The sequence below is a fragment of the Saccharopolyspora mangrovi genome (assembly GCF_035320975.1).
In the GTDB taxonomy this organism is placed as follows: Bacteria; Actinomycetota; Actinomycetes; order Mycobacteriales; family Pseudonocardiaceae; genus Saccharopolyspora; species Saccharopolyspora mangrovi.
Genome location: NZ_JAWLNX010000017.1, coordinates 57221 through 75869 on the forward strand (window position 1 = coordinate 57221; position 18649 = coordinate 75869).

Consider the following 18649-nt stretch of genomic DNA (forward strand, 5'->3'; position numbering starts at 1 on the left):
CGCCGAACCGCGATCACCCGTGACCTGCGTCGCGGTGGTCTCCGGCCCCGCGCAGCGCGAAGGGCGCCCGCCTGGCCGACGAGTGCCCTTCGCGAGTTCGAGCGGCTCAGAAGTCCGCGGAGATGCAGGCCAGGCGCCCGCCCGCGGAGCCGGCCTTGCCGGGCTCGGAGTGGGTGTGGGTCTCGTGGATGACCACCGACTGCGCGTCGTCGCGGGTGGCCAGCGCCCAGGTGCCCTCGGCGGTGGCGGTGCCGTTGCCCTGCGCGTCGGTGTGGAAGTCCAGCCACACCTCGTTCTGCGGGTTGGCGTAGGCGGGGTCGACCGACGGCTTCACCGGGTCGGCCTTCTCCTGGTAGTGCGAGCCCGCGTCCTCACCGGTCGGGCCGCAGGGCTTGACGTGCACGTGCGCACCGTAGGCGCGGTTCGGCTGCAGGCCCTTGACCTCGACGGTCACCTTGCTCTTGCCGTCGGCGCTGGAGGAGGACACGTTGATCTGCCCACCGACCGGCACCTGGTCCGGCTTGTAGGTGATGGCCTTGGCGGTCGGCGAGAAGTTCTCGAACGAACCGGAGGTCTGCTTGCCCGCAGCGGACTGGCCCTGGGCGGGCGGCTGCGGCGCGGGCTGGTGCTCTGCGTGCTCGGCCGAGTCGCCGCCGCCGCAGCCGGCGAGCAGTGCGCCGGCGGTGCACAGACCCGCGATCGAACCGAACAGTCGCGTCCGCTGCTGAAGCATGAGTATCTGTCCTTAGTGGTTGCCGACGCATCGGCTGCCGATGTAGCCCGCATGAGTGGTTTTGGCATATTCAGGCGTTGGCCTGCTCAGCGGCCGTGCGGGCATTCCCTTCCCTGGGAGATTGATCCTAAGTGCCCAAGGTTGCATTCCGGCATCGCCGGGGCCACGCGGGAGTTCCCGGTCCGGGTCGGGGTGGCGATCGCCGCAGCTCAGCACGGTCAAGATCCTCGCGCGAGCGATCCGCGTCACTCGGCCGGAATCGTTACGGTTCGAAGTCCTAAGTGGACGGTCGAGTGGATCGCGATCCGCGGCGAGTGCCCGCGTGTGGCCAGCGGATTTCACTCCGCCGATCCGCGTCGATCAATTTCGCTTATCATCCGACAGTTCCGGTTGATCTTCAGGCCCTCGGACCGGGCGTTGCGGACGCGGCACATCCTCTCTAAGGTGTTACTCGAAGTAACGGGTTTGCTCGGTATCCCCCGAGGAGGTTGCGATGCCGGTTCCGGAAGCGTTCTCGAAGCTGGTCGACACCACGGTCGCCCAGACGGCGAAGCTCTACGCGCAGGTCCGCGAGGACACCTCCGAACACGTCGCGCGCGTTTCCGGGAGGGCCGCCAGCTGGGCGGACCAGGCCGGTGCCGCCACGGCTGAGTTCACCGAAGACGCCGCGACCAAGGCCGCGGCGGTGAGCCGCACCGCGGCCGACAGGGTCGCGACCGCCACCAGCGGTTTCGCCGAGGACGTCGGCGAGCGCATCATCCGGGTCGGCGAGAAGCTCAGCCGCCGCGACTGATTTGCCGGCCTCCGCGCTTCACGCCGGGCGAAATTCTTGGCGTGCGGTGAGTTTCACGCCTTCTTCTCGGCGTCGATGACGCGGCCCACCGATTCCGGGTCGCGGCCGACGACGGTCGTGCTGTCGGAGGCGGTGATGATCGGGCGCTGGATCAGCTTCGGGTTCTCGCTCATCAGGCGCAGCCACTCGGCCCGGTGCTCGGCGTCCTCGGGCAGGTCGCGGAGCCCGACCTCCTCCGCCACCGCTTCGCCGGTCCGCGCGATGTCCCACGGCTCCAGCCCCAGCCGGCCCAGCACGTCCTCGAGCTCGGCGACGGACGGGGGTTCTTCGAGGTATCGCCGCACCACGTACTCGGCCCCGGCGGCGTCCAGCTCGCTCACCGCGGACCGGCACTTCGAGCACGCCGGATTCACCCAGATCTCCATCACGACGCCACCGTACCCACCCCAGGTGCGTGTCCTTTGTAGGCGGTGAGCACGTCGCGCACCGGCCCGGTCATCCGGATCGAGCCCTCCTCCATCCAGACCGCCGAACTGCACAGCTCCAGCAGGAGCTCGTCGGAGTGCGAGGCGAACACCAGCATCCCCGAGCGCTCGACCAGGTCCACCATCCGCCTGCGGGCCTTGGCGATGAAGGCCGCGTCGACCGCGCCCAGGCCTTCGTCGAGGATCAGGATCTCCGGGTCGATCGTGGTGACCACGCCGAGCGCCAGGCGCACCCGCATGCCCGCGGAGTAGGTCCGCAGCGGCATGTGCAGGTAGTCGCCGAGCTCGGTGAACTCGGCGATGTCGTCCGCGCGCTCCCGCATCTGGCGGCGGGTCATGCCGAGGAAGAGCCCGCGGACGATGATGTTCTCGTAGCCGGAGACCTCGGGGTCCATCCCGACGCCCAGGTCGAACACCGGCGCGACCTTGCCCCGCACCCGCGCGCTTCCCCGCGTGGGCTCGTGGATGCCGGAGAGCAGCCGCAGCAGCGTCGACTTGCCCGCCCCGTTGTGCCCGACGAGCGCCACGCGGTCGCCCTCGCGCAGCGACAACGTGATCCCGCGCAGCGCCTCGACGACCGGCGCCCTGGCCCCGGCACCGATCTTGCCGCCCACCTTCCCGAAGACCTTCTTCTTCAGCGAGCGCGATTTGGCGTCGAAGACCGGGAAGTCGACGCAGGCGTCACGCACTTCGATGCCCACCAATGCCAGCTCCCTCCACAGATGCGAACCGAAACTGCCATTCGCATTTGTTGCGGGGGTGGATGCCTTGGGTTTCGCCCCCGCCGTGCCGCAGGTGGGCGCGGTGCGAGCGGTAGCGTCGTGGAGATGAGCGCCCCGAACTTCCGGCCTCCGCAGCAGGCCCGCAGCCGCGAGTCCCTGCAGAAGGTGCTGGCCTCGGCCGAGCACGTGCTGAGCGTCGGTGGCATCGACGACTTCACGATCGCGGCCGTCGCCGAGCACGCGGGCGTGTCGGTGGGAGCGATCTACCGCCGCTTCACCGGCAAGGAGCAACTCCTCGCAGCGGTCAAGGACCAGCTCCTGGAGCAGCTGGAAACCGATGTGGCGGAGGCGCTTCGCGCGGCCGATCGCGATCTGCGCGGGGTCGTCGAGGCCTTCACCCGCGCGATGGCCGACGCCTTCGCCGGGCACACCCGGGCGTTCCCCGAACTGCTCAGCGGCCAGTCGGCGGAAGGGGCCGAGCGCGGCCTGCGGGCGCTCGACACGGTCCAGCGCGCCTTCGTCGAGGCCGTCGAGCCGCACGTGGACGGCTCGGATCCGCAGGACGTCCGGTTCACCGCCCGCACGATCATCGGCTCCTGCGTCCACCGCGCGGCCAGCTGCCGGGCCTGGCCGGACGGTCTCAGCTGGCCGGTCTGGCGGAGCCGGACCGCGGAGATGGCGCTCACCTACCTGACTTCCGGCTGAACCCGCGGGCCGCTGGGACGTCCTACGGGTGTGGGAGACGTGGTGGATTCGGACGGGGCCGGCGGGCGGATCGTCTTGCGGAGCACGCTCGACGGGATCTTGGTCGGCGCCGGTGCGGGCATCGTCCACGCCCTGGTCGTCGCGCTGTGGAGCGGTCTCGGAGCCGATCCGAGCGAGTCCGGGGTGGTCGGGTGGCGTTGCTGGCGCTGCTGGTCGCCACGCCGGTGGGCGCCGTCCTCGGGGCGATCTTCGGCGCGGTGTTCGGGCTCGTCGCGCTGACCCGGCCACGTCATCTCGGCCGGATCGAGGTGGTCGTGGTCGCCCTCATCGGCGTCCTGGTGCTGGTCGCGGCGATCGTCGGCCACGGCGGCGTGACGACCGGGCTCCTCGCCTGGACGGCGGGTCCGCTGCTGATCGGCACCCCCGCAGCGGCCCTCCACGCCAGGCGGGTACGACACCGGGTCGGATGAGTCGTCACGTCAGGTCTGCTGGCGGGGACTGGGCTAGGGTGCCGCTGCCTCGTGCGATGGGAAGGTGCTGCTGGTGGGTTGGTTCGAAGCGATCGTGCTGGGGTTGGTGCAGGGACTGACCGAGTTCCTGCCGATCTCCTCCAGCGCGCACGTCCGCGTGGTCGCGGCCCTCGCCGGGTGGGATGACCCCGGGGCGGCGTTCACCGCGGTCATCCAGATCGGCACGGAACTCGCGATCGTCGCCTACTTCGCGAAGAAGATCGGGTCGATCCTGCGGAACTGGTTCCGCTCGCTCTACAGCCCTGAGCACCGCCACCACCCGGACGCCCGGATGGGCTGGTTGATCATCGTCGGAACCATCCCGGTGGTCGTGCTCGGCGTCCTGTTCGAGGACGCGATCGACTCCGCGTTCCGCGACTTGAGGCTGACCGCGATCGTGCTGATCGGTTTCGGGCTGCTGCTCGGCTGGGCCGACCGCCACGGCCGCAAGGAACGCGCGCTCAGCGATCTGAACGTGCCGCACGGCCTCGCCTACGGGCTCGCGCAGGCGCTGGCGCTGATCCCGGGCGTGTCCCGCTCGGGTGGCACGACGACGGCGGGCCTGCTGATGGGCTATCGCCGCGCGGACGCCGCCGAGTACTCGTTCTTGCTGGCCGCACCGGCGGTGTTCGGTTCCGGGCTGTACAAGCTTACCGACATCGGCGCGGGCAACGCACCGGCTTGGGGGCCCACGCTCGTGGCCACGCTGGTGTCCTTCGTGGTCGGATTCGCCGTCGTCGCTTGGCTCATGGCCTACATCAAGCGCGGCACCTTCGTGCCGTTCGTCGTCTACCGCGTCGTCCTGGGAGTCGTGCTCCTGGCCCTGGTGTTCACCGGCGTCCTCGACCCAGCAGCAGGACCCAACACCTGACGACGCCCGCGCGCACGATCCGAAAAAGAAGAACCCCAGGTCGTGTGACCTGGGGTTTTGGTGGGCCGCCAGGGGATCGAACCCTGAACCCGCGGATTGTCGATCCATGATGGACAGTGCTTGCCGTTGTCTGACAGGACCTTTGGTTAGCTGCGTAGACAGCTACCGGGAAGTTCGCCTTGCCTGGTGTCATTTGCTGTAATCTGCGGCTGATTCTTGGCAATTAATCGGCGACTTCTGCTGTCCCTTGCCGTGGTTGGACGGCCTTCGCGGGGGCCAGCTGTGTGACCACCAGGCCGGGCCTCCGGATCTTCCCCATCCTCCAGCTCGACCTCCAGAGCATAGAACCTGTGTGCGAAAGGTTGCCAGGTGCCGAGCACCCCGTCGGCCGAAGGACATAAGGCCCCTCCGTGCCCACGTGGATGGGCGCACAGTCATAAGTACTACTTACGGAGGCGCTATGAGCAGCGACGATCGCAACAGCAAGCAGCCAGAGAAAAAGCCTGTGCCCGAGCCCGAGAAGAAGCCTTGGCCTCCCGCGCCCGAGAAGAAGGATTGAGGGCCTGCGTATTTACCTGCAAGGGAGGGCCTCTGTCCTCACCCCGTCGACCTGGCGAAGCCCTCATCAGCCCGTGTCAAGGGGGCAACCGCCGATGGTCACGATACGCCTGCACGCAAGCTTGCCCCCTTGACACGGGCTGATAGCCCTTGTGGAGGTCGATGGGGTGAGGACAGAGCAGCCACGACCGAACCGCAGCCGATGTGCCTGTCCCCCTCACCCTGTTGGCCTGCCCGTCCGGCGAGGACATCTTTTTGTGCCTGAGCGTGGGCCCGTTCTGGCGGTGCGGGGCCGCCTGCCTTCCCGTTTGGCCGGGGCGCGGGCGCCGGGACCGGCCGCCAGGCCGCATGCCCGGGGTCCCGCTGCCCCGGCCAGGGAAACAGCAGGCAGGCGGCCCCGCAGGGGCCGCCCTTGATGAAGAAAAGAAACTCTGAACACACGCTCTTTGGGCCAAGGTGTGGACCTCGCCAGTACGGTTAGGGCATGACCTTGGTCGAGTGGGCGTACGGGGTGTCAGAGGCAAAGCTCGCTGAAGCGCTTCCCAGGCGGTGGGCGCATGTTCAAGGAGTAGCTACGCGGGCTCGGGAAGTCGCGGGTGCGGTCGGTGAGGATGCAAGCTTGCTAGAAGCAGCTGCGATCCTTCATGACGTTGGGTACGCGCCTGACCTCGCGTTGACCGGGTTTCATCCGCTCGACGGGGCGAGGTACCTCGAACAGCTAGGGACTCCCGACCGACTCGTTCATCTTGTCGCCCATCATTCGTACGCGGCTCTTGAGGCCGATCTCCGCGGTTTGGCGAAGGAGCTTTCCGGCTACGAGGACGAGCGCACGGTCACGAGGGATGCGCTCTGGTGCTGCGACCTCACTACCACCCCGGACGGGGACGCGACGGATGCGCGCGACCGAATCGCGGAGATCAAGCAGCGGTACGGCCCTGGCGATCTCGTGACCACCTTTATCACAGATGCTTCGCCAGAGCTGCTCGCTGCTGTAGACCGCACTCTGGAACGGGCTCGAAAGGCTAGCTGAGGTAGGGGCTCTCGCGGTCTTCAAGGGCGTGGTCGATCCGGAGCCGAACCGATGGATGGATGTTCAGGCTCGGGATTCGCTCCGGCGACACCCACTCGACCCGTTTCGACTCCGAGCTTGTGCGGACGTTGCCGCCTACTATCTTGGCCTCGAAGGTGATCGAGAACTCCTGCCGGACCTCGCCGTCGTCGTAGGCGATGACGTGTCGGGGGTCGGAATAGATCCCGGTGACCCCGGTGATCTCCACACGGAGGCCAGTTTCCTCCTCAACCTCCCGGATGACGGCTTCGCGGGTCGTCTCGCCGATGTCTTGTGCGCCTCCTGGGATCGCCCATAGGCCATTGTCTGTGCGCTCGATCATCAGGACGTCACCCTGGTCGTTCTGGACCACGGCGGCAACGGCAACGACCAGACTGTTCGCGCTCGGAGCGCTGGGGTCGTCGTAGTAGTCCTTCTTGGGCATGGTGCTACCTACAGGATTTCGTTGTTGGCAGAGGTCCAGACGGCATCGAAGCTGTCTGCGTAAGTGGCGAACATGTCGCCGTCCGTCAGCTGTCGCAAGTGCATTGCAGGGGCATGGGATGCGACCTTGCCATACACGTGCGGGTTGATGATCATGTCGTCGTCGAAACGGTAGATGGAGTTGTAGAGAACCGTCCCGTGGGTCCGGACCTCGATGCCCGGTACGTCGGCGAGGGGCTTGAAAAAGGCGAGCGCATGATCGATCTTCGCCGAAATGGTGTTCCTGCCGATGTTCTCGTCCAGACTCCGCTGAATCACGGCCTCGCTATCCCGGTCACCGAAGAGGAGCCGCACCTGCGCTCCGTCGCGGGCCTTGCTCTCGAGCAGGTCCAGCAGTCCGGGCTTCTCGGTGAGGAACATGCCGACGTAGACGAGGATGTCGACCTGCTCGGTAGCTGCTGCGAGAAGCCGATCCCAGAGGTCCGCCGGTACGGCGCTGCGATGCGGATAGACCTTGACGATCTCCGACTCGCTCACCTTGTTGCGTTCAGCGGCTGACATCGCGTCGGGCCAGAGGTACGACTGGCGTTCGCCAAGCGTGGCTGCGACAGCCTGCCGGTACCGGCGGTACGGGGCGCGGACACCCCTGATCCACCTGTCCACCGTCTTCGGGTCGACTCCGACAGCTGTGGCCAGGTCTTCCTGCGTGAGTCCTTTGGCTTCGATGGCATCGCGAAGCCGCTCGTTCTCCATCTGGTCCTCCGCTGGGGACGTCTGGGACGCCTTCGGACGCGGGGACGTCCCAAGCCGTCCCGCTGTGCGGTGAACGCGTCCCAGCAAATTCGCGAACCTAGAGGTGTAAGGGCGAGAGCACGACGGAAGGGGCGGACATGAACATCGCGCCCGGCCAAGCGACTAGTCGGCTGACCTCTGTTCAAGACGTTCGAGTCGAGCAGCAAGCGTGCCGACCTCGCTTTGAAGTTGGTGCAGCTGCTGAGCGACCTCAGCGAGTGACTCACCGACGTTGCTTGCGGCCGGGCTGCTCGGTGGCTCCTTGGCGAAATACCCCAGACCAGCAACGGATTCGGCATAGCCGTCTTGAGCTAGCTGCGAGAGAGCTTTCTGCGCAGTCATCGAGGACACGTCGTGGTCCTTGGCCAAGGTGCGCACAGACGGGAGCTTGGTGCCAGGCGGAAGTTCTCCACGCTCGATCTGCTCCATGATCGAGTAGGCCAGCTCCTGGTAAGGGTGTGCGGCCACACGCTGGGATTTCACAAGGTCACCGTACCTATACGACGTATTACGCGCTAGATCACCCGATTGGACCATTGGACGCTGTACTAGGACAGTGCTACGGTGGACTAGTACGGCACAGAACGAGCTGATACACGGAGGCAAGAGATGCTGAGGAACATCCCGGTCAACATGCAGGGCTACAAGCTGATGATCACCGAGGCCCCGCAGGAGAAGACCCGCGAGAACGAGAACGGCCAGACGGAGTACGTGACCGACCGCGAGGGCATCCAGCAGTTCGTGGTGTCGCTGTTCGCGAAGCGGAAGGTCCAGCCGGGCGAGTTCGCGGGCAAGGGCGAGGAGATCAAGGTGACCTTGACCGCCGACCCCGGCGAGGGCTTCGAGGAGGGCGTCTACGTCCAGCTGGTCGACGCGACCGTGAGCCACTGGGAGAACAACGGCCGTTCGGGCCTGTCGTTCAAGGCGGGCGGCCTGACCCCGGCGGGCGCCCAGATCCCGGTCGCCGCCTGACCGGACCCGAATTCTGACCATTCCGATCTGACGTTTTCTTAAGCCCATTCGGGCTGCTTGTTCCTTGAGAATTACATAGTGGGCCGAGCTATGCCTTTTTCCGGCGTGAATTATTGCGCCGGGGAGGCCATGTTAGCCCCCGAAATGCAAGAGAGTCGGGGGCTTTCATGGTTTCCCACAAGGAAGGAGAAAAGTGTGCTCAGTCAGCGTCAGTACCACGAGTTGATGAACGCCTACACGCACATAGCCGAAACGGTGGAAAGTGCCACGTCGTTTCTGGACGAGGACTGGCGAACCGTCGTTTCAGCCGGTGGCGCTTGTCGTCAACGAGCGGCGAATGTAATCCACCAGATGGAAGGAATGTGCAAGGACCTCCGCCGCTGGATCGCATTCTTCGAAGAGAACGCGGAGGTGGAGTAAATGACCGCCTATTCCGAAAGCACGACAGCATCGTGCGCGAATGGCTGCGGAATGCCCGTCTGGGGCTCGCAGGTGATGTGCACATCGTGCGCAACAAAGTGATCAACCAAGAGAGAAGGAAGTGGTTCTCAGTGTCTTTGTGCTACTGCCCGGCTTGCCACATCGACCCGACGCGGTACCGGCACTCGGGCGATCAGTTCTGCACCCACGTAGCGAACGGAGGTGAGGGTCATGGGTGGGTTTGATTTCCACGGCTCCGGCTGCCTGGGCTCCGACAAGGGGTGAGCGGGCATGGACGGTGAAACGGACCTGTTCGGCAACCCGGTGGCTCCACTGCCGAAGCGGGAGGAGCCTCGGCCGCCGATCAACGACATGGACCTGATCGAGAAGGTGCTCCGGTCGGCCTCGCGTATCGGGTTCGTGCTGGTGGGCATCCGCGAGGACGTCTACAAGCGTCTGAGCAGCGACGAGGTGGAGAAGGTCCCCGAGCACATCGACGCGGCCGTGCACCAGCTGATCGAGGCTCGCTGGCTGGAGGTCGGCGGCACGCACCACGTGCGCTACGGCCGCTACCAGGGACCGGCCCGTTCGGTTCTGGTGCCGCGCAGGTCGAAGCAGGCCGCCTACCGATGGGAGGCGCTGGCTAATCCCTGGAAGAACAGCGACATCGAGGAAAGGGGGCGGGTGGCGTGAGTTCCTGTCAGCACTGGTTCTTCTATGTCAGCCCGGACGGCACCGCGCAGTGCCAGGACTGCCCGCATTCGTGGAAGGTCAATTGAGTTCAGAGCGAGCACCACCATTCGCTGTCAGGTCAGCGGATGGCAATCAATAGGAGCAAGACCCAAACAGAAAGGGAGTGTGATCGATCGTGCAGGTTCAGGCTGCGAATCGTCACGCCATGAACAAGTACCGCGACCTGATGGCCGCTGTTGCTTTGGTTCGCACGGCGCTGGACGAAGCCAAAAAGCTCCACAAGAAGATCCAAGAGCCCGGCGAGACTGATTGGCGGGTTCCAGGCCGGGACGAGGTCGACGGCGCGCACGCCAAGGCCGCCGTGCAGTTGACCTCGTTTCACACGGCAACAGTGAAGTGGGAAAAGGAACTCGTCTCGAAGGGATGGAGGGTCTGAACATGAGCAACAACAGCTACCAGGTCACGGCAATCATCGAGGACATCGACAAGGCCATGAACACCCTGCGAGAGGCCATGAAGGGCCTGCAGGTGCGCACGGCTGGGTTCAAGAAGGACCACGACGAACTGGCAAAGGCGGTCGCGAACTACAAGGTCGACCTCGAAGACGCCCAGTTCAACAACTCGAAATAACCCGAACACGCACGTCCCCCGAAGGGGCTCGGCTACCGCTGCGGTGGTGGTCGAGCCCCTTTCTTGCTCTCAAAGGAGTTGATCCGCAATGGCTTTGGTGAACCGACGCAAGGGCATGGAATGGCGCGCGGCCTCGTGGATGGCCCGCCACCCCGGCATGACCGGCACGCCCGCCGCACTGGCCACCAGTGTGGTCGAGCTCGGACCGGTCACCACCGGAACCGTCCTGGCCGGAGTGGGTGCGGCCGGGCTGTCCTGGTATCGCGGACACCCCGAGACCTTCGACCGCTACGCCGGTCCAGCATTGCGGTCGTTCCGTCGCAGATGGCTGCGTTACGTGGGCCGCCGCTGGCGTGGCCTGATGATCGATTGCGAGTTCGGCCGGGAGAACCGCCGGACCGGACACATCGAAGTGCCCCGCCTGGTCCGCGTGCACTCCGCCTCGCCGTCGATCGACACCCTCTACGTGAAGGTCCTGCGGGGCCAGTCGCTGAAGAAGTTCCAAGACGCCGCCGACGAACTCTCGATGGCGCTACGGGCCGACGCGCTGGGGATCGTGAAGGTCAAGCCCGGCATCATCGCGCTCACTGTCGTTCGCGGGAACCCGTTCGAGCAGGTCATCGACCCGGCTGAGATCCCCGCGGATTCCTCGGACGTGGACCTGTCGGCGCTGTACTTCGGCGAGGACGAGTACGGCAACGACTGGACCGAACCGATCATCGGCAACCACCTCCTCGGGGTCGGCGCGACCGGTTCGGGTAAGGGCTCGCTGATGTGGAACCCGCTTCGGGCGATGGGTCCGGCGATCCGGGATGGCCTGGTGCGGGTTGACATGTGCGACCTCAAGGGCGGCATGGAAGCGGGCAGCGCCCGCCCGCTGTTCAACGACTACGCCGACGAGCCGGAAAGGGCCCTGGAGGTCATCACGGCGTTCCGCGATGACATGAAGGCCACCCAACGCCACCTCAAAGAGGAGCGGCTGCGGAAGTTCCGTGTCAGCACCGAGACGCCGCTGCGGGTGCTGATGATCGACGAGCTGGCCATGATGACCGCCCTCGGTGACTCCAGCATCACCCGCAAGGCCGTGAAGCTGCTGGCCGAGATCATGACCCAAGGACGCGGCCCGGGATTCGCCGTCTGCGCTTATCTGCAGGAGCCGACCAAGGACATCCTGCCGGTCCGGGACCTGTTCACTCGCAGGATCTGCCTGCGCACCACCGCCGAGAACCACGCCGACATGACCCTCGGCGATGGCATGCGCGTCAAGGGCGCCCTCACGGACGAGATCCCCGCTGACGAGGACCACGCCGGGATTGGTTTCCGCGTCGACCAGTACACCCGCCGCCCCATCCGGGTGCGGGCCGGAAACGTCACCGACGAGGACATCGACGAGCTGGTGCGCACCTGCCCGGCGCCGACCGAGGACACCTCGAACGTCGTTCCGTTCAACCGGGACGAAGACGAAGACGCCGCCTGATCTCACCACAACGAAGGAGGACTGATGCGTGTGAAAACGCGCTACTACAGCGGAGCTTTCGGAGCAGTCACGGATCTCACCCCGACAGCGGAAGGCATCAGCATGGGGATCACCGACCAGTTTGCAGGAAGAACGGAGCACGCGCGCTGCCTGCTGGACCGTGATGAGTTTCGGCGGCTCCTCGCCGAGGGGGAGGCCCTGCTCGCCGAGTCCGAAGCGCGGGAACGCAAGGACTACCCGCCCCACCCCGACGAGGACTGATCCAGGAGGGAAACCGTGCACCGCACACCGCTTTTCGACCCCACACCGGGTGACCAGCGCCCGATCGTCATCGCCCGCCCGCACGCGGAGGGCTTCGAGGTGGCCATCACCTGGCCCGGCAGCGCCGCGAGACCCGAGCCGCTTCGCGTGGTCAGCCTCGCCGCGTTCTGGGAGGTCCTCAACGACCTCACCTCACTGCACACCGAAACCGCCCGAGACCCGAATCAGTACGCACTGTTTACCGATGAGGAAGGAAGCAAGTCATGAAGCCTGTTGTCCACGTGGAACTGACCGGCAAGGCGATCAAGACCGTTCTGGTGTTAATGGCCTTCATCTCCGCGATCCTGGCGCTGGTGTGGCTGCTGGTCAGCCCCTCCTACGCCATCGCCGGAGGCATCGGAGTCGTCCTAGCGATCAAGGGCCTGTATGCCCTGTTCACTCCCAGCAGCGACTAGGGGGTGGAGGCGATGAACCAGGACGAGCCACCGCAGATAAGCAGGGCGCACCTGTGGCTTTCGCCGGTTGCGCTGGGGCTGGTGGCGCTGGCTGCGGTGATGGGCTGGGCCGCGAGCTTCGTGGGACTGCACGAATACGGCATGACCTCCATGACCGGGTTCGGCTACTGGACCGCGTGGCTCGTGCCGGCCACCTTCGACGGGGCCGCGTTCGCCTGCACCCTGATGACCTACCGGGCCTCCATCCACGGCCGCTCCGCCCTCCGCGCGCGGCTGCTGATGTGGGGATTCACGGCAGTGAGTTCGTGGATCAACTGGATTCACCAGCCCACCCTCGAGACCCGCCTGGTCGCCGCAGGGCTGCCGGTCGCTGCCGTCGCGGTCTTCGACATCGTCCTGCTGGAGATGCGAGCGGACTACGAAGCCCGCCACGGCCGCACCAAGTTCCGGCTCCGGCCGGGCCTGCTGGTCCTGCGCTGGCTGGTCGACCGCACCGGCACCACCACGGCGTTCCGAACCCAGATCACCGCCATCCCCGTCCACCAGCTCATCGGACAGGCCACCCCGGCGGAGCTCCCGGCACCAGAGTCACGTCCGGCCACTCCGGTCGCTCCGGCCGCGTCACCGGCACCGCCGACGCCGCCCGTGGCGGACAAGCCGACCACCGAGATCCCGAAGGTCGTCAGCAGGGGGCCGAAGCTGCCGCCCCCGATGCTCAAGGCTGTCCAGGCGGCCTACACCCGCGCCCGCAACGAGGGCCGGGAGTTCACCGCTGACGACGTCCACGCCGTGATCAAGGTCCCGGCCGACAAGGCCGAACAAATCGCGGCCAGCTACAGCACCACCAACGGCCACGCCCTCGCGTAAAGCCGTTGCCCCACAACTGAACAGCACCGATCGCTCGGCGGGACACCACCACCGGGTTGATCGGCCGCAGGTGGTGTCCCGCCTCTACTTCGTCAGGAGGTGGAGATGTCGCCGACCATGATGACCGCCCAGGACTACCGTGCGCTGGTCGCTGACGGCTTCCAACGCCGCGCCCGCGCCGCAGGGTTCCAGCAGTGGCGCACCGAGGCCGCCACGACTGGCGGCTGCACTCACCCGATCCGCCTGTCCGGACACTGGGCCATCCAGGACACCACCAGCGGACAGGTCCTCGACTCCCGGTCCGGACATGTGACCGTCCCCTGCGGCAACCGCCGCGAATCGGTCTGCGTGGCCTGCTCCGACCGCTACGCCGCCGACGCCTTCCACCTCCTCAAAGCCGGACTCACCGGCGACACCAAAGGCATCCCGGCCACGGTCGCGGACAAGCCCCGGCTGTTCCTGACTTTGACCGCTCCGAGCTTCGGGCCGGTCCACAACCGCCGGGCCCCTCACGGCAAGGCCATCCCGTGCCGCTGCGGCGAGTACCACCACCCCGACGACCCGCGCATCGGACAGCCCCTCGATCCGGCCAGCTACGACTACACCGGGCACGTGCTCTGGCAGGCCCACGCCGGGGACCTCTGGCACCGCTTCACCACTTACCTCAAGCGTTACCTCGCGCAGGCCGCAGGGCTCCCGCAGCGTCTGTTCGCTGAGCACGCGCGGTTGTCGTTCGCCAAGGTTGCCGAGTTCCAGCGCCGGGGTGTAATCCACTTCCACGCCGTCCTGCGCCTCGACGGGCCGGAGGGTGCGGGGGACCCGACCCCGGGGTGGGCCACCTCCGATGTGCTCACCGACGCCATCCGCCTCGCTCACGCCAACACGGTCCTGACCTCCCCTGAGGTCGACGGCCGCACCTGGGAGCTGGCGTTTGGAGAGCAGATCGACATCCGCCCCATCCGGCCCGCTGATGCCGGACAGGTCGAAGACGAGCACGGGGTGATCACTGACGATCGGCTTGCGTCCTATGTGGCCAAGTACGCCACCAAGGGCACCGGCAAGAGCGAAGCCGTCGACCGCCGCATCCGCACTCAAGCCGACATCGACCGACTGCAGGTTACCGAGCATCACCGGCGGATCATCCAAACCGCCTGGGACCTTGTCGCCCCGGTTCCGTGCCCGGACTGCCACCCCGACGGCTTCCACGTCCCCGAGGGCTGCGGGTGTGAGCGGGCGCAGTACTGCGCGACCTGCAACAACGGTGGCGAGGTCAGCCGCTCTGTCCTCTGGCACCGGATGCACCCGGAGCAGGCCGACAAGCCCGACCCGCTGGACGCGCTCAAGCTCCGGCACTGGGCGCACATGCTCGCCTTCCGAGGCCACTTTCTCAGCAAAACCCGGTACTACTCGGTGCCGTTCCGGCAGATCCGCGACGACCGACGCCGCTACCGGCACGAGGAAACCCTTGCCGAGCTCGGGGTCACCGACGACTCGATCACCGTGATCAACGACTGGTCGCTGGTCAGCGTCGGCCACCGCACCCCCGAAGAACGCGAACTCGCCGCCGCCATGGCCGAACGCCAACGCGAGACACGCAAACACCGCCACAGCATCGAAAGGAAGGACTGACCATGCGCAACCTGTGGGGAATCGACGACGTTGCCAGCTACCTCGGTGTGCCGGTCGGCACCCTCTACCAGTGGCGCAGTCGTGGCTATGGCCCGACCGGACGCAAGATCGGAAAGTACGTCCGGTTCAAGCCCGAGGATGTCGAGGACTGGTTTGAGTCTCAGGCTGCGGGGGTGATCTGAGATGGCGGGTCGGCTGCCGCTTCCGCTGGGAACGATGGGGGAGATCTCGGTCAAGCAGGTCGGCAAGTCCTGGGCGGCAAGGGCCTGGTACCGGCGCGAGGACGGGACCTATGCCGACGTGCGTCGTCGCGGCCGAACCAAGGAGCTGGCTCGGCAGGCTGTCCGGGACGCGGTCAAGGATCTGGTTCCCGTGTCTGACAGCACCGACCTAACAGCCACATCGCTGTTCGCGGATGCTGCCCAAGCATGGATCGATGAGTTCAGGAAGGACGCCGAGAACGGTACGTACTCGCTGACCTCGCTGGACACCTACGAGAACGTCTATGAGAACCACGTCAAGCCGAGCCTCGGCGAGCTCCGCCTGTATGAGGTGAAGACTCCGGTGGTCAACAAGCTCTGCCAGGCGAAGCTCAAGGACAACAGCTTGACTCTGGCCAAGCTCGTCAAGGCCGTGATCAGCAACGTCATGATCTTTGCGATTCAGGCTGGGGCTGTCGAGACCAACCCAACGAAGGGCATCGCCGCCCTGTCCGAGCGGAGAGCCAAGATCAAGCGGAAGAAGCCGCGGGCCTTGACCAAGGACGAACTGAGCGAGCTGCTCAAGATCCTTGACCAAGATGAAGAGGCGAAGAAGCGGGACCTGCCGGACTTGGTGCGCTTCTTCATCGCGACGGGCGAGCGAGCGGGTGAGGCTCTGGGCGCTCACTGGGAGGACTTCGATCCGGAGTCCAAGAAGCTGCGGATGAGCGGGAACCTGATCCGAGCACGTGGCAAGGGTGCGCTACGCAACGACGGGAAGACCGACGGCTCGGCGCGGGACATCGCACTCCCTGACTGGGCCGTGAACATGCTCCGGGAGCGAGCCGAGCAACTGGGTGAGGTTGATCCGGGCAAGCCGATCTTCGTCAACACGAGGGGCGGATACCTCAACGCCTCGAACGTCTACAACCGGACGTGGGCACCGTTCCGGACCCGCGCTGGCTACGACTGGGTGACTTTCCACACACTGCGCAAGACGGTTGCCACGCTGCTGGACGAAGCGGGCCTGACCGCTCGCCAGGTGGCCGACCTGCTGGGCCACTCGCGCGTGTCGATGACCCAAGACGTGTACTTCGGCCGGGGTCAGCAGTCCCGCGCCAGTGCCGAAGCCCTGGCCTTCGTGGTGCCCATCGAGGGGCCGGGGAAAGTTGGCAATTAATTGGCAACCGGACCTCGGCAACAAAGAACCCCAGGTCTGTGACCTGGGGTTTTTGGTGGGCCGCCAGGGGATCGAACCCTGAACCCGCGGATTAAAAGTCCGCTGCTCTGCCAGTTGAGCTAACGGCCCGCGTGCCCAAGGTTACAAGGTTCGGATGATCTTCGTGGCTCGCGGTAGTGGCAATTCGGACCGAAGTCACACCGCAACGACCACCCACCCCGACCCGCGATGCCCCCGTGGCCCCCGGGACGGGTCGAACTCGAAGGGAGAGCGGCGTCTTGACGTACCAGCACCGTCTCGCGACGCGCGAGGACCTGCCCGCGATCGTGGACATCTACAACTCGGTGATCCCGGACCGCTCAGCCACCTGCGACCTGGAGCCGATCACGGTCGACTCGCGCGAGGTCTGGTTCGCCGAGTCGGATCCGGAGCGGTACCCGATCTGGGTCGGGCACGAACCGGGCGCTCCGGAGGTCGTGACCGGGTACGTGTCGCTGGAACCGTTCCTCAACGGTCGTCGGGGCTACGACGTGACCGCGGACCTGGCGTTGTACCTGCATCCGGAGCACCGGGGCAGCGGTCAGGGCGCGTACCTGCTGAGCCGTGCCATCGCGCGGGCGCCCGAACTGGGGTTGCGGGCCATCGCGACCACGATCTTCGCGTCGAACGAGCGGAGCCTGCGCCTCTTCCGCTCCCACGGGTTCCAGGAGTGGGGACGGCTCCCGGCGGTCGCGGAACTGGACGGCCGCCTCGAAGACGTCGTCTTCGTCGGCCTCCCGCTCACCACCGGCCTGGGCTGAGTGCCTCTCGGACCGGGGCGAGTACCGCGGTTTTCGTCCCGGTGGTGTCGTGGGCTTTCGGGAGGTTGTCGGGTTGTTGACCTGGGTTGGGGAGCGGAGAAGGGTCGGGGTGCGGTCGTGGGGGCCGCGTCCGTCAGGGTTGCCGGCATGGGGAGAACCGTGAGCAGGATCCTCGCGACGCACACCGGAAGTCTGATCCGCCCGACCGAGCTCCTGTCCTTCCTGTCCGCGAAGGCGCGTGGTGCCGCCGTGGACGAGGACGCCTACCGGACCTGCCTGGCCAAGTCCGTCGACGACGTCGTCCGCCAACAGGTGGCGGCCGGGATCGACGTCGTCGACGACGGCGAGATGGGCAAGGCCAGCTGGATCACCTACCTCTACGAACGGGTCAGCGGCCTGGAGTCGCGGCCGATCGAGCTCGAGGGCGCGAGCATGCTGCCGCCCAGCCGCGACCGGCAGGCGTTCCCGGGCGCCTACGCCGAACTCGACGCGCTCGACGAGGCAGCGACCCGCAAGAGCAACTCGCAGGCCGACGAGCAGACCCCGTCGGCCTGGTACTGCACCGGTCCGCTGCGCTACGACCGGACGGCCGTCGACCGCGACATCGCGAACGTGAAAGCCGCTGTCGCGCAACACGAAGGCGTCGAGGGCTTCTTGCCGGTGGTCGCCCCGGCGAGCGCCTACTGGCTGACCAACGAGCACTACGACTCCGACGAGGAGTTCGTCTTCGCGCTGGCCGACGCGCTCAAGGAGGAGTACCGGGCGATCGTCGACAGCGGCCTGCTGCTGCAGGTCGACGACGCGGTGCTGATGCACGAGTGCGACACGATCCTCGCCGAGGGCGGATCCCACGACGATTACCGCCGTTGGGCGGAGCTGCGCGTGCGGGCGCTCAACCACGCGCTGGAAGGGCTGCCGGAGGAGCGCGTCCGGTATCACGTGTGCTTCGGCAGCTGGCACGGTCCGCACGCGTTCGACCCGCCGCTGCGCGATGTCGTCGACCTGATCTTGCAGGTCAACGCGGGTGCTTACGCGATGGAGCAGGCGAACCCGCGGCACGAGCACGAATGGCGGGTGTGGGAGGACGTGCAGCTGCCGGAGGGCAAGAAGCTCATCCCGGGCGTGGTCACCCACCACACCAACGTCGTCGAGCACCCGGAACTCGTCGCGCAGCGGCTCGTTCGGCTGGCCGGTGTAGTGGGGCGGGACAACGTGCTCGCCGGTACGGATTGCGGTTTCGCGCAGGGCGCGTTCGTGCACCGGGTGCACGAGGAGATCCAGTGGGCGAAGCTCTCGGCCCTCGCGGAGGGCGCGCGGCTGGCTTCGGCGCAGCTCTGGAGCAGGTGATGTCGAGGCGGCGGCGCGGCGGTGAAAACCCGCTGCGCCGCTTGGGAATTCGGTAAGA

The 18649-nt window shown here is 66.5% G+C and carries 26 protein-coding genes and 1 tRNA gene; 20 read left to right on the forward strand and 7 right to left on the reverse strand.

Annotated features, from left to right (window positions below; all coding sequences use genetic code 11):
- Positions 1 to 106 precede the first annotated feature (106 nt).
- Positions 107 to 733, reverse strand: a complete 627-nt coding sequence (locus tag R4I43_RS22615; RefSeq protein WP_324267684.1) for a superoxide dismutase family protein — start codon at positions 731 to 733, stop codon at positions 107 to 109.
- Positions 734 to 1226: 493 nt separating this feature from the next.
- On the opposite strand from R4I43_RS22615, the gene R4I43_RS22620 reads away from it, so the two are divergent.
- The gene (locus tag R4I43_RS22620) at positions 1227 to 1526 is read left to right on the forward strand and encodes a hypothetical protein (RefSeq protein WP_324267685.1); all 300 of its coding nucleotides are present in this window, start codon (positions 1227 to 1229) and stop codon (positions 1524 to 1526) included.
- A gap of 53 nt (positions 1527 to 1579) precedes the next feature.
- On the opposite strand, the gene R4I43_RS22625 is transcribed toward R4I43_RS22620, so the two are convergent.
- On the reverse strand, positions 1580 to 1951 hold the full coding sequence (locus tag R4I43_RS22625) for an ArsC/Spx/MgsR family protein (protein WP_324267805.1): 372 nt from the start codon (positions 1949 to 1951) through the stop codon (positions 1580 to 1582).
- A complete protein-coding gene (gene wzt, locus R4I43_RS22630; RefSeq protein ID WP_407691295.1) occupies positions 1951 to 2919 on the reverse strand; it encodes a galactan export ABC transporter ATP-binding subunit Wzt/RfbE in 969 nt (322 codons plus the stop codon). The genes R4I43_RS22625 and wzt overlap by 1 nt, the downstream gene beginning before the upstream one ends.
- On the opposite strand from wzt, the gene R4I43_RS22635 reads away from it, so the two are divergent.
- From R4I43_RS22635 to R4I43_RS22650, 4 genes are all read left to right on the forward strand, one after another.
- Positions 2839 to 3438, forward strand: coding sequence for a TetR/AcrR family transcriptional regulator (locus R4I43_RS22635; RefSeq protein ID WP_324267687.1), 600 nt, complete (start codon positions 2839 to 2841; stop codon positions 3436 to 3438). The genes wzt and R4I43_RS22635 overlap by 81 nt on opposite strands.
- 191 nt (positions 3439 to 3629) lie before the next feature.
- Positions 3630 to 3908: a hypothetical protein gene (locus R4I43_RS22640; protein ID WP_324267688.1), complete on the forward strand. Its 279-nt coding sequence runs from the start codon at positions 3630 to 3632 to the stop codon at positions 3906 to 3908.
- 73 nt (positions 3909 to 3981) lie between these two features.
- Positions 3982 to 4818, forward strand: a complete 837-nt coding sequence (locus tag R4I43_RS22645) for an undecaprenyl-diphosphate phosphatase (protein ID WP_324267689.1) — start codon at positions 3982 to 3984, stop codon at positions 4816 to 4818.
- Between the two features lie 1042 nt (positions 4819 to 5860).
- Positions 5861 to 6406, forward strand: coding sequence for an HD domain-containing protein (locus R4I43_RS22650; protein ID WP_324267690.1), 546 nt, complete (start codon positions 5861 to 5863; stop codon positions 6404 to 6406).
- Here R4I43_RS22650 and R4I43_RS22655 read toward each other — a convergent pair.
- From R4I43_RS22655 to R4I43_RS22665, 3 genes are all read right to left on the reverse strand, one after another.
- A complete protein-coding gene (locus R4I43_RS22655; protein ID WP_324267691.1) occupies positions 6399 to 6869 on the reverse strand; it encodes an NUDIX hydrolase in 471 nt (156 codons plus the stop codon). The two genes, R4I43_RS22650 and R4I43_RS22655, sit on opposite strands and share 8 nt — an antisense overlap.
- 8 nt (positions 6870 to 6877) lie before the next feature.
- On the reverse strand, positions 6878 to 7621 hold the full coding sequence (locus R4I43_RS22660; RefSeq protein WP_324267692.1) for a helix-turn-helix domain-containing protein: 744 nt from the start codon (positions 7619 to 7621) through the stop codon (positions 6878 to 6880).
- A gap of 162 nt (positions 7622 to 7783) precedes the next feature.
- The gene (locus tag R4I43_RS22665; protein WP_324267693.1) at positions 7784 to 8197 is read right to left on the reverse strand and encodes a GntR family transcriptional regulator; all 414 of its coding nucleotides are present in this window, start codon (positions 8195 to 8197) and stop codon (positions 7784 to 7786) included.
- Positions 8198 to 8269: 72 nt separating this feature from the next.
- On the opposite strand from R4I43_RS22665, the gene R4I43_RS22670 reads away from it, so the two are divergent.
- The 13 genes from R4I43_RS22670 (at position 8270) to R4I43_RS22730 (ending at position 16444) form a co-directional block, all read left to right on the forward strand.
- The gene (locus R4I43_RS22670) at positions 8270 to 8632 is read left to right on the forward strand and encodes a hypothetical protein (RefSeq protein WP_324267694.1); all 363 of its coding nucleotides are present in this window, start codon (positions 8270 to 8272) and stop codon (positions 8630 to 8632) included.
- A gap of 195 nt (positions 8633 to 8827) precedes the next feature.
- Positions 8828 to 9052 carry a hypothetical protein gene (locus R4I43_RS22675; protein ID WP_324267695.1) on the forward strand — a complete coding sequence of 75 codons (225 nt, stop codon included), beginning with the start codon at positions 8828 to 8830 and terminating at the stop codon, positions 9050 to 9052.
- Between the two features lie 291 nt (positions 9053 to 9343).
- Positions 9344 to 9745, forward strand: a complete 402-nt coding sequence (locus R4I43_RS22680) for a hypothetical protein (protein WP_324267696.1) — start codon at positions 9344 to 9346, stop codon at positions 9743 to 9745.
- 175 nt (positions 9746 to 9920) lie between these two features.
- Positions 9921 to 10181: a hypothetical protein gene (locus tag R4I43_RS22685; RefSeq protein WP_324267697.1), complete on the forward strand. Its 261-nt coding sequence runs from the start codon at positions 9921 to 9923 to the stop codon at positions 10179 to 10181.
- A 2-nt stretch (positions 10182 to 10183) separates the two neighbouring features.
- Positions 10184 to 10375 carry a hypothetical protein gene (locus R4I43_RS22690; RefSeq protein WP_324267698.1) on the forward strand — a complete coding sequence of 64 codons (192 nt, stop codon included), beginning with the start codon at positions 10184 to 10186 and terminating at the stop codon, positions 10373 to 10375.
- 88 nt (positions 10376 to 10463) lie between these two features.
- Positions 10464 to 11852 carry a cell division protein FtsK gene (locus R4I43_RS22695; protein ID WP_324267699.1) on the forward strand — a complete coding sequence of 463 codons (1389 nt, stop codon included), beginning with the start codon at positions 10464 to 10466 and terminating at the stop codon, positions 11850 to 11852.
- 24 nt (positions 11853 to 11876) lie between these two features.
- Complete coding sequence (locus R4I43_RS22700) at positions 11877 to 12113, forward strand: hypothetical protein (RefSeq protein ID WP_324267700.1); 237 nt, start codon at positions 11877 to 11879, stop codon at positions 12111 to 12113.
- A 15-nt stretch (positions 12114 to 12128) separates the two neighbouring features.
- On the forward strand, positions 12129 to 12380 hold the full coding sequence (locus R4I43_RS22705) for a hypothetical protein (protein WP_324267701.1): 252 nt from the start codon (positions 12129 to 12131) through the stop codon (positions 12378 to 12380).
- Positions 12377 to 12568 carry a hypothetical protein gene (locus R4I43_RS22710; RefSeq protein WP_324267702.1) on the forward strand — a complete coding sequence of 64 codons (192 nt, stop codon included), beginning with the start codon at positions 12377 to 12379 and terminating at the stop codon, positions 12566 to 12568. Before R4I43_RS22705 ends, R4I43_RS22710 begins: the two co-directional genes overlap by 4 nt.
- Before the next feature lie 12 nt (positions 12569 to 12580).
- The gene (locus R4I43_RS22715) at positions 12581 to 13435 is read left to right on the forward strand and encodes a DUF2637 domain-containing protein (RefSeq protein WP_324267703.1); all 855 of its coding nucleotides are present in this window, start codon (positions 12581 to 12583) and stop codon (positions 13433 to 13435) included.
- A 105-nt stretch (positions 13436 to 13540) separates the two neighbouring features.
- The gene (locus R4I43_RS22720; protein ID WP_324267704.1) at positions 13541 to 15064 is read left to right on the forward strand and encodes a replication initiator; all 1524 of its coding nucleotides are present in this window, start codon (positions 13541 to 13543) and stop codon (positions 15062 to 15064) included.
- 2 nt (positions 15065 to 15066) lie between these two features.
- Complete coding sequence (locus tag R4I43_RS22725) at positions 15067 to 15246, forward strand: helix-turn-helix transcriptional regulator (protein WP_132621655.1); 180 nt, start codon at positions 15067 to 15069, stop codon at positions 15244 to 15246.
- A gap of 1 nt (position 15247) precedes the next feature.
- A complete protein-coding gene (locus R4I43_RS22730; RefSeq protein ID WP_324267705.1) occupies positions 15248 to 16444 on the forward strand; it encodes a tyrosine-type recombinase/integrase in 1197 nt (398 codons plus the stop codon).
- 53 nt (positions 16445 to 16497) lie between these two features.
- Here R4I43_RS22730 and R4I43_RS22735 read toward each other — a convergent pair.
- Positions 16498 to 16573, reverse strand: a tRNA-Lys gene (locus R4I43_RS22735).
- Positions 16574 to 16722: 149 nt separating this feature from the next.
- On the opposite strand from R4I43_RS22735, the gene R4I43_RS22740 reads away from it, so the two are divergent.
- Together R4I43_RS22740 and R4I43_RS22745 are read left to right on the forward strand one after the other, a co-directional pair.
- The gene (locus R4I43_RS22740; protein ID WP_324267706.1) at positions 16723 to 17244 is read left to right on the forward strand and encodes a GNAT family N-acetyltransferase; all 522 of its coding nucleotides are present in this window, start codon (positions 16723 to 16725) and stop codon (positions 17242 to 17244) included.
- 159 nt (positions 17245 to 17403) lie between these two features.
- Entirely contained in the window at positions 17404 to 18591 is a 1188-nt protein-coding gene (locus R4I43_RS22745; RefSeq protein WP_324267707.1) for a cobalamin-independent methionine synthase II family protein, read from the forward strand.
- Positions 18592 to 18649 lie beyond the last annotated feature (58 nt).

Coding starts and splice junctions, on each gene's coding strand:
- R4I43_RS22635 (WP_324267687.1), top strand. CDS start 2,839: ATGAGCGCCCCGAACTTCCGGCCTCCGCAGCAGGCCCGCAGCCGCGAG.
- R4I43_RS22720 (WP_324267704.1), top strand. CDS start 13,541: ATGTCGCCGACCATGATGACCGCCCAGGACTACCGTGCGCTGGTCGCT.
- R4I43_RS22715 (WP_324267703.1), top strand. CDS start 12,581: ATGAACCAGGACGAGCCACCGCAGATAAGCAGGGCGCACCTGTGGCTT.
- R4I43_RS22730 (WP_324267705.1), top strand. CDS start 15,248: ATGGCGGGTCGGCTGCCGCTTCCGCTGGGAACGATGGGGGAGATCTCG.
- R4I43_RS22700 (WP_324267700.1), top strand. CDS start 11,877: ATGCGTGTGAAAACGCGCTACTACAGCGGAGCTTTCGGAGCAGTCACG.
- R4I43_RS22620 (WP_324267685.1), top strand. CDS start 1,227: ATGCCGGTTCCGGAAGCGTTCTCGAAGCTGGTCGACACCACGGTCGCC.
- R4I43_RS22690 (WP_324267698.1), top strand. CDS start 10,184: ATGAGCAACAACAGCTACCAGGTCACGGCAATCATCGAGGACATCGAC.
- R4I43_RS22625 (WP_324267805.1), bottom strand. CDS start 1,951: ATGGAGATCTGGGTGAATCCGGCGTGCTCGAAGTGCCGGTCCGCGGTG.
- R4I43_RS22615 (WP_324267684.1), bottom strand. CDS start 733: ATGCTTCAGCAGCGGACGCGACTGTTCGGTTCGATCGCGGGTCTGTGC.
- R4I43_RS22710 (WP_324267702.1), top strand. CDS start 12,377: ATGAAGCCTGTTGTCCACGTGGAACTGACCGGCAAGGCGATCAAGACC.
- R4I43_RS22650 (WP_324267690.1), top strand. CDS start 5,861: ATGACCTTGGTCGAGTGGGCGTACGGGGTGTCAGAGGCAAAGCTCGCT.
- R4I43_RS22660 (WP_324267692.1), bottom strand. CDS start 7,621: ATGGAGAACGAGCGGCTTCGCGATGCCATCGAAGCCAAAGGACTCACG.
- R4I43_RS22695 (WP_324267699.1), top strand. CDS start 10,464: ATGGCTTTGGTGAACCGACGCAAGGGCATGGAATGGCGCGCGGCCTCG.
- R4I43_RS22680 (WP_324267696.1), top strand. CDS start 9,344: ATGGACGGTGAAACGGACCTGTTCGGCAACCCGGTGGCTCCACTGCCG.
- R4I43_RS22725 (WP_132621655.1), top strand. CDS start 15,067: ATGCGCAACCTGTGGGGAATCGACGACGTTGCCAGCTACCTCGGTGTG.
- R4I43_RS22665 (WP_324267693.1), bottom strand. CDS start 8,197: ATGGTCCAATCGGGTGATCTAGCGCGTAATACGTCGTATAGGTACGGT.
- R4I43_RS22655 (WP_324267691.1), bottom strand. CDS start 6,869: ATGCCCAAGAAGGACTACTACGACGACCCCAGCGCTCCGAGCGCGAAC.
- R4I43_RS22670 (WP_324267694.1), top strand. CDS start 8,270: ATGCTGAGGAACATCCCGGTCAACATGCAGGGCTACAAGCTGATGATC.